The sequence below is a fragment of the Paenibacillus sp. J22P169 genome (assembly GCF_059691995.1).
In genome coordinates this window covers 121,392-129,778 of the sequence record NZ_JCAUAO010000014.1, presented here as the reverse complement: position 1 = coordinate 129,778, position 8,387 = coordinate 121,392, and the positions used below count along the sequence as shown (strand labels likewise).

The following is an 8,387-nucleotide window of genomic DNA, read 5'->3' as shown; positions in this document are numbered from 1 at the left end:
TCTCATTATATCGTTGTCTTGATTCGCTCATGGACAGACACCTCTTAGTTAATAGTTAAGGTTATTATTACTTCTACACTAAGAGACGTCCACTATTAATTCTAAGTGCATAAATCCATCTAGTTTAATAAAATTGCCAAATGTAGCGAAATTAACTGTACAAAATCCATTTATTCGATGGAGAGAGCGAGTATGTCGAGGGTGAAAGGTTGGGAGTCGTTGGGGGGGCTTCTAGCCAAGTCCCAAGATTTCCAAAAAACTTCGTTATTTTCACAAAATATAAGGAGAATCCTAATTTTTGGCTTCATTTTATAATACAATAAAGCTTAGTTTACTTCTTAGGTTGAAACAACGATGGAATGGGAGTGATACATAGTGGAGAACGCCTATGTTCAGATAGGGACGGCGATGTTTCGGACGGGGATTTTGGGATATGGCGGCGGGCCGTCAATTGTGCCATTGATTCGGTATGAAGCGGTGACGCGTTTTAAGTGGATGAAAGATGAAGAGTTCATGGAGGTGCTCGCGATTGCGAATACGCTGCCGGGACCGATCGCGACGAAGCTGGCAGGCTACCTAGGCTATCGGATGAAAGGCGGATGGGGGGCCCTTCTTGGTGTTTTGGCGCATATTTTACCTACTTGCGTGGCGATGGTGGGGTTGTATTCGTTTATTACGTTTTTCAGCACGTCGCATGTGATCAAGGGCATGATTGCAGCCGTGGTGCCGATTGTTGCGGTCATGTTAGGCGTGATGGCGTATGAGTTTGGTGAAAAGGCAATTAAGGGCCTAGGCTGGCCAGCGGGGGTTACTTTTTTCATCATAGCATTCCTGCTGCTACAACCTTTATCGGTGCACCCAGCTATCGTGATATTCATGTTCCTCCTATATGGAGCTTTCCATCACAAGCTAAAGGACAAGTGGATGAAGAGCAAGAAGACGCTTGGCAAAGGTGATGGCGTATGATGGATTGGTGGCATTTGCTCGTTAGTTTCTTTCTAGCCAATGTGTTCGGCTATGGGGGTGGGCCTTCATCCATTCCGCTGATGTTCCAAGAGATCGTGACGAATCACAGCTGGATGAACAGCAGTGAGTTCTCCAATATGTTAGCGCTGGGGAATGCGCTGCCGGGGCCGATTGCGACGAAAATCGCCGCGTACGTCGGCTACCAAATCGGCGGCTGGATCGGCGTGCTTATTGCGGTAGCGGCAACGGTGGTTCCGTCGATCATTGCACTGATTATTTTGCTGAATATGTTGCAGAAATACAAGCAATCCCCTGTGATTAAAGGCATGACGCTGCTGGTTCAGCCGGTCATTGCAATCATGATGGTGCTGGTTACTTGGAGCAGCTTGGTGGAGTCTACGAAAGTGATCGGGTATCTACAGTTTTTCGGGATCGCGGCAGTGGCGTTTTATTTGATACAAATGCGTAAGATACATCCTGCTTTTGTGATTCTTGCGGGGTTCGTATATGGTGGGATTTTTCTGTCCACGTAATCTAATCTCACATTTATTTGGCGCTAAGCACAAAGCTTGCGCCTCTTTTCGTTACGACACCAAATTTGGTGTCATGTTTATTGACGCCCGAGATGGGCGGACCGTATAGTGATGGGAGAGGGATAGACGTGAAATGATCGATGATATCGGAATCCTGAAACAGCAAATCCCTACTGGGGAGATGCTGTTTTCTCATATCAGGGTGAGTAGATAAGGAGGTCGGGGACCTATGCGTGTACAAGAGAAAGATGCCGTTGAGATGGTCCAAATCGTTAAGCAGTTCGGATCCGTGCTGGCGAATGATGAGGTGGATTTCCGAGCGAGGTCAGGAGAGATTCATGCGCTGCTAGGCGAAAATGGTGCGGGCAAAAGCACCATGATGTGCATGCTGTCCGGCGTGTACCGACCTACGAGCGGGGAGATTTACATACATGGCGAGAAGGTGCGCATTCGCTCACCGAAGGATGCGATGAAGCTGGGGATCGGCATGGTATTTCAGAACTTCCGCCTCGTGCAAACCCTGACGGCTGCGGAGAATATTGTGCTTGGGGAAGCTAGCTCTTTCTGGCGCGGCCCCAGCTGGTTGTCGAAGAAATCGGAGGAAATTGAGGCGATTTCGAAGCATTTTGGGCTGCTGTTTCCCGTAGATCGGCCCATCTGGCAGCTATCTGTTGGTGAGCAGCAGCGAGTGGAGATTGTAAAGACGCTCTATCGGGGAGCGGATTTTATTATTCTAGATGAGCCAACGTCGGTGTTGACACCGGGAGAGGTTGATCAGCTTTTTGAGACGCTGGACCGAATGAAGAAGGAAGGCAAAACGGTCATTATGACGACGCATAAGCTCAAAGAGGTGATGTTCGCGGCGGATCATATCTCGGTCATGCGCAAGGGCAAGATGATTGCGACGATGGCGAAATCGGAAACGAGCGAGCGTGAGCTTGCGCAGTTGATGGTAGGTGAGATGAGCCTGGCGGGCCGCGCGCAACAAAGAACGCGAGCGAAGGAGAAGCCGATGCTCACGGTTAAGGCACTGGATGTCTATGCGGACCATGGACGCAAAGTGCTGGATGGACTTCATTTTCAGGTAAATGAAGGGGAGATTGTTGGTGTTGCAGGCGTCTCCGGGAACGGGCAGAAGGAGCTGGCAGAAGTGCTGACCGGGCTGCGCGTTTGGAAGCAAGGGGAAGTCCATTTTGACGGAAAGGCGATGCGGAATGGTTCGGTACGGACAGCGATTGAGCTGGGAATCGGACATGTGCCGGAGAATCGGATGCGCAGTGGTCTCGCGGGGAGCTTGGACTCGGTGGATAATCTGTTGTTCAAAACGTATCGTTCGTCAGAACGGTCGCGGTTCGGTCTGCTGCGAACAGGGAGCAATCGGAGTTGGTCTCAGCGTTTGATTGAGATGTTCGATGTGAAAACGTCGGGAATCGATTCGCCAGTTCAATTCATGTCAGGTGGGAATCAGCAGAAGCTGCTTTTTGCCAGGGAAATTGACAAAGGTCCGAAGCTCATGATTGCGGTGCACCCGACCCAGGGGCTCGATGTAGGCGCCTCCGAAGGTGTGTATCAACTGCTGGAGGATTTGCGAAGCAAGGGTCGCTCTGTTTTGCTCATTTCGGAGGATTTGGATGAGGTGCTGCAGCTAGCTGACCGAATTCTGGTCATGTACGATGGGCGCATTGTCGGGGATATGCCGAGGGAAGTGGCGAGCCGCGAGCACATCGGTATGCTGATGGCGGGATCGGAGGAGGATGCAGGATGAGTGAACAACGAACAGCAGGCAGCATTCCGATCGAAAATAAAGTGCCGAAGCGCGGAGCTGGGTTCCGTTTACCGTATCGTTTGGAAATCGATCCTGCAGGGGCGAATAGCCCTTGGTGGGTAACGATCATCGCCATCGTATTGGCGTTGGTGGCTTGTGGGATTTTTATCGCGTTGAATGGCATGAATCCGTTCATGGTCTACGGGAAAATGGTGAAGGGAGCCTTCGGCTCCACCTTTGGATTGACTGAAACGTTAGTGAAGGCGATTCCTTTGCTTCTTTGCGGGCTAGGCGTGTCGATTGCCTACCGCATCTCCGTATGGAACATCGGTGCAGAGGGGCAGTTTGTGGCAGGGGCGATGGCGGCTACGGCGATTACGGTTTATTTTCCACATCTGCCGATGTACCTCTCGATTCCTGCTATGATGGTCGCGGGCATCGTGGCCGGCGGCTTCTGGGGATTGCTGACGGCGATACCGCGGAACTATTTTCAAGTAAATGAACTCATTACCTCGTTGATGCTTAACTATGTGGCGTTGCTGGCGCTGAATTATGTGGTTTTCGGGCCGTGGAAAGATCCAAAAGGCTTTAACTTCCCGGGATCTCCGATGTTTACAGCTGCACAGTCTTTACCGACCTTTGGTGCAACGCGGCTGCATGTAGGGCTAATTTTTGCCATCATCGCTGTGCTGATCTATGCCTTCGTTGTCCGATATACGCGGTGGGGCTATGAGCTGAGGTTGATCGGTGCCAATAGTGAGGCGGCTAAAAATGCTGGTATTCGTATTTCCAGACATGTGCTGCTGGTGATGGTGATTAGCGGCGGATTGGCGGGGCTTGCTGGTATGGGGGAAGTATCTGGGGTAGCGCACCGTCTCATGTATGGAATCTCTCCCGGGTATGGGTACACGGCCATTATTGTAGCTTGGTTGGCGAAGCTGAATCCGATTGGGCTTGTGATCGCTTCGGTGCTTTTTGGTGGGCTCATTGTCGGCGGGTATAGTGTGCAAACGATTGGGCTGCCGCCTTCCATGTCCTCGATGATTCAAGGGGCGATCCTGTTTTTCCTCATTGCTGGGGGGATGGCAGGGAAATTCCGTATTCGTCGGAACAGCTGATCGAGTTGGGTGTGAGATGGCTGGGGGGACTATGCTGACTTTTAGTTAATGATGTTAATGAACGGTTAAATAAGGGGGTGTAGGAGATGGATGCGATCACACAAATTATTGTTTCAGCGATCTCTTCGGGTACACCGTTACTTCTGGCTGTATTGGGCGGCATCTTGATCGAAAGATCAGGCATCATGCAGCTAGGGGCTGAGGGCTTGATGTTAATGGGTGCGGTGACCTCGTGCCTCGTCTTCATACATACAGGAAATTTAGTACTGGCAATTTTGTGTGTACTTGCGGTGAGTGGGATACTTGGGCTGCTTCATGGATTTTTATGCGTGACGCTGCATGCGAATCAGGTTGTTTGCGGGTTGGCAATGACGATATTCGGCGCAGGGCTTAGCGCGTACTTAGGGAAACCAGTGAGCGGTCAGCCGCTTGTGGGTGCGGTGCCTAAGCTCGATATGCCGTGGCTGGAGCCAGTGCCGGTGATTGGCAAAATATTTGCCCATATGGATTTGTTTACATGGTTAAGTTTCGTGCTCGTGCTGGCTATGCACTTGTTCATTCATCGTACATCATGGGGGCTTCATCTTCGCGCAGTTGGGGATAATCCGGCTACGGCGGACGTGATGGGGATCCCTGTGATCGCAATTCGCTACGGGTGCATTGTTGTGGGTTCGATGCTGATCGGGATTGGTGGCGCTGACTTGCTGCTTGTATATACACCGACATGGAATGAAGGGATGACCTCTGGACGTGGTTGGATTGCGGTGGCGCTCATTATTTTTGCGAGATGGAATCCAATTCGTGCCCTGGTATGCGCGTATTTCTTCGGCGTGTTGGATAGTCTGGGATTCCGTGTGCAGTTGATCGGCAGCCATATTCCTTCTTATTTTTTGAAAATGATTCCGTACGTCGTCACTATTCTGGTGCTGATGTTCCTCGGTTGGAGGAATAAAAATAAGCCATCCGGTGCGCCTGAGGCGCTAGGTGTGCCTTATATACGGGAGCAAAGGTTTTAGTTTATAGGTGACAACTAGAGGAAAAGCGAGAACTAGGAGAAAGAGTATTAGGAGGGCAAACCATGAGTGAATTTGAGGTTCATATTCCTTATTTAACAAGATGTGTAGAGCTTTCCCTGCTAGCGAGAAAAGCTGGCAATACGCCGTTCGGATCGTTGCTTGTGGGACCAACTGGCGAAATTCTGCTGGAGCATGGCAATGTTGAGATTACCGAATCGAACTGTACGGGGCACGCGGAAACGATGCTCATGGAGGCAGCCTCCAAGCGATATAGCAAGGAAGAGCTGTGGGCGTGTACGCTGTATACCTCAACCGAGCCGTGCGCCATGTGCGCGGGAGCGATCTATTGGGGCAACGTGGGACGCGTGATCTTCGGCATGTCGGAAGCGATGCTCGCAGGGCTCACAGGTGATCATGAGCAGAATCCGACGTTGATGCTGCCTTGTCGTGAGGTTTTTGCCAGAGGGAACAAGCCGATCCAAGTGATCGGTCCTGTTCCTGAGGTTGTAGAAGCGGCAGTCGCTGCGCATAGCGGGTACTGGGATTAAAATGGGAAGCCACTGGGAGGTTTGTTGTCCTGGTGGCTTTTTTTGTGGGTTGGGGGCTACCCAAGACCGGAAGCGCTTAAGGCTCGGAATTTAACTGGATTTCTCCATCTAATTTGGCCATATTTCACGAATATGATGAATTAGATGTATTTCCTACAGTTAATTTTCAACATTTAGCCCGATTCTTCAAAATTCCAAGAAATTACCTGCATGTTTTCCAGTTATCCTTGCAGAACCATCTAATTCGAGGAAATTAACTGTAGTTTATACAGGTAAAGTTATCTGGGTTGGTGGAGATGCGTGCGGTGGTGAGGGGGGCAGGTGGGGAAGTGATAAGGTAGTGAGGATTGAGAGATGGGGAGGCTGGAGGTGGAGATGCTGGCGGTAGTGAGTGGGAGTTGGAGAAGTAATGGAGGGGGTTTTAGCAAAAATACAAAAAAACTTAACGTTGTTATGAAAGATTACAAACTTCTTTCATATAAATTGACCCATAGGGATGGCGCATTTACAATGGAACAAATCTTGGAAAAGAATGCATGAAATTTAAGATGGATATCGAGGTGACGGGGTTATGAAGATCACACGGAAGCAAGTTAATGACATGGATCAAGAGGCATTTGTTCAAGTGTTTGGTCCGCTATTTGAACACTCGCCTTGGGTGGCAGAGCGAGCATCAGGATCTCGGCCTTTTGCCGAAATCAAGGACATGATTAGTGCCCTTGAAACAGAGGTAGAGAGAGCTAGCCGTGAGGAGCAGCTGGCGCTGCTTCGGGCCCACCCCGATCTGGGTACACGTGTGAGGATGACCGATCACTCCGTCCAGGAGCAGTCAGGTGCAGGTCTAAACCAGTTAACCCCTGAAGAATACGAACAATTTCTTTCTTTAAATAAACAGTATACGGACCGATTCCAGTTCCCTTTTATCATGGCAGTGAAGGGGCAAACCAAAGACACGATACGCGAGGCGTTACGACATCGTATACAAGGAGCTCCGGAAGTGGAGCTGCTTACAGCACTGCAAGAGGTTTGTAAGATTGGATGTTTTCGCCTGGCAGATATTGTATTGAATGAAACGGAGGAGAAAGCAATGGAACAAGCGAAGGGCGGAGAGAGAATCATGTACTACGGGAAAGGTGATGTCTGGGTCTATCGTTCCTACGCGAAGCCGCTCACGAATATCACGCTGATTCCGGAATCGGGTTTCACAGGGCGAGATAATGTGCTGTTCGGCATGAATATCAAGGTAGCGGTGAGCGGTGAGAAGCTGTTTACATCGTTCAGCAAGGGAGATAACACCAACGTTGTAGCGACTGACTCGATGAAGAACTTCATCCTGCGCAAAGCAGGCGAGTATGAGGGGGCTACGGCAGAAGGGTTTCTAGCTTTCGCGAGCCGGCTCTTTTTAGAGAAGTATCCTTGGATGACGGGGATCAAAATGAGTGCAGATCAGGTGGCATTCGAAACGTTGCCGGTGCCAGGTTCAAGTGGCTTCGAAGCAGGGGATTTGGTGTACCGCTATTCACAAAATGAACACCCAACCGCATTCGTGGAGCTCGTTCGCGTTGCAGACGATATCGTCCTCGCAGATCACTCTGCTGGCATAGCCGATCTAAAGCTGATCAAAGTCAAAGGAAGTTCCTTTGCTGGTTTTGTTCGGGATGAGTACACGACATTGCCAGAATCGTCGGATCGCCCTCTGTTTATATTCTTAGACATAGCATGGGCCTATGAATCAGCTGAGGATGCCTTCGATGCCGATCTAGGGCACTACGTAGCCGCTGAGCAAATCCGTGACATTGCGCATACCGTATTCCATGAGCAGCATTCGCCCTCAATCCAAAACCTCATCTATCGTATCGGGCAACGTTCGTTACTGCGCTTCCCGCAGCTGAAAGAGATTCGCTTCGAGTCCAACAACAGGACGTGGGAAACGATTCTGGAGGAAGTTTCTATTGGGGAAGGCAAGGTATTTACAGAGCCTAGACCGCCGTATGGTTTCCAGGGCTTTTCGATGACAAAGCGTGATCTGGAGGGCCTATGAGCGTAGGGATTACATCGCACGTGCTGGATATTAGCAGCGGCCGACCGGCGGTTGGAGTGAGGATCGACTTGTTCCGATTTGAAAGAAGCGTAGCCGAACTCATTCGCTCCGACGTTACGAATACAGACGGCAGGCTGCCAGGGCCAATGCTAAGTGGGGATGATTTTACCAAAGGCACATATGAGCTTCTCTTCCATGTTGGTGACTACTTCAGAGGGAAAGGTGTGGAGCTTCCAGAGCCAGCATTTCTAGATCAAGTACCAATTCGTTTCGGTGTTGCCAATAGCACGATGCATTATCACGTTCCCTTATTAATTGCCCCCTGGGGGTATAACACTTATCGCGGGAGTTAGTGCAAAGAAATCAACGTTAATTGAATAGACAGAGAGCTTCGAGGGAG

At 50.1% G+C, this 8,387-nt stretch carries 10 protein-coding genes; 9 read left to right on the top strand and 1 reads right to left on the bottom strand.

The features are described from left to right. The first annotated feature begins 375 nt into the window (after window positions 1-375). Both chrB and chrA read left to right on the top strand, forming a co-directional pair. Window positions 376-966: a chromate efflux transporter ChrB gene (gene chrB / locus AC58QG_RS33935; RefSeq protein ID WP_497366432.1), complete on the top strand. Its 591-nt coding sequence runs from the start codon at window positions 376-378 to the stop codon at window positions 964-966. Further along, window positions 963-1,499, top strand: a complete 537-nt coding sequence (gene chrA, locus AC58QG_RS33930; RefSeq protein ID WP_497366431.1) for a chromate efflux transporter ChrA — start codon at window positions 963-965, stop codon at window positions 1,497-1,499. Before chrB ends, chrA begins: the two co-directional genes overlap by 4 nt. 13 nt (window positions 1,500-1,512) lie before the next feature. On the opposite strand, the gene AC58QG_RS33925 is transcribed toward chrA, so the two are convergent. Further along, window positions 1,513-1,695, bottom strand: coding sequence for a hypothetical protein (locus AC58QG_RS33925; protein WP_497366430.1), 183 nt, complete (start codon window positions 1,693-1,695; stop codon window positions 1,513-1,515). A gap of 33 nt (window positions 1,696-1,728) precedes the next feature. Here AC58QG_RS33925 and AC58QG_RS33920 point away from each other — a divergent pair, with 33 nt between their 5' ends. From AC58QG_RS33920 to uraH, 7 genes are all read left to right on the top strand, one after another. After that, window positions 1,729-3,264, top strand: coding sequence for an ABC transporter ATP-binding protein (locus AC58QG_RS33920; protein WP_497366429.1), 1,536 nt, complete (start codon window positions 1,729-1,731; stop codon window positions 3,262-3,264). After that, window positions 3,261-4,382 (top strand): ABC transporter permease, encoded by a 1,122-nt coding sequence (locus AC58QG_RS33915; RefSeq protein WP_497366428.1) that lies wholly within the window; start codon window positions 3,261-3,263, stop codon window positions 4,380-4,382. The genes AC58QG_RS33920 and AC58QG_RS33915 overlap by 4 nt, the downstream gene beginning before the upstream one ends. An 86-nt stretch (window positions 4,383-4,468) precedes the next feature. Beyond that, window positions 4,469-5,398, top strand: coding sequence for an ABC transporter permease (locus AC58QG_RS33910; protein WP_497366427.1), 930 nt, complete (start codon window positions 4,469-4,471; stop codon window positions 5,396-5,398). Window positions 5,399-5,460: 62 nt separating this feature from the next. Continuing rightward, window positions 5,461-5,946, top strand: coding sequence for a nucleoside deaminase (locus tag AC58QG_RS33905; protein ID WP_497366426.1), 486 nt, complete (start codon window positions 5,461-5,463; stop codon window positions 5,944-5,946). A 369-nt stretch (window positions 5,947-6,315) separates the two neighbouring features. Beyond that, window positions 6,316-6,486 carry a hypothetical protein gene (locus tag AC58QG_RS33900; protein WP_497366425.1) on the top strand — a complete coding sequence of 57 codons (171 nt, stop codon included), beginning with the start codon at window positions 6,316-6,318 and terminating at the stop codon, window positions 6,484-6,486. 31 nt (window positions 6,487-6,517) lie between these two features. Next, entirely contained in the window at window positions 6,518-7,987 is a 1,470-nt protein-coding gene (gene pucL, locus AC58QG_RS33895) for a factor-independent urate hydroxylase (RefSeq protein ID WP_497366424.1), read from the top strand. After that, on the top strand, window positions 7,984-8,340 hold the full coding sequence (gene uraH, locus AC58QG_RS33890; RefSeq protein WP_497366423.1) for a hydroxyisourate hydrolase: 357 nt from the start codon (window positions 7,984-7,986) through the stop codon (window positions 8,338-8,340). Before pucL ends, uraH begins: the two co-directional genes overlap by 4 nt. The last annotated feature ends 47 nt before the right edge of the window (window positions 8,341-8,387 follow it).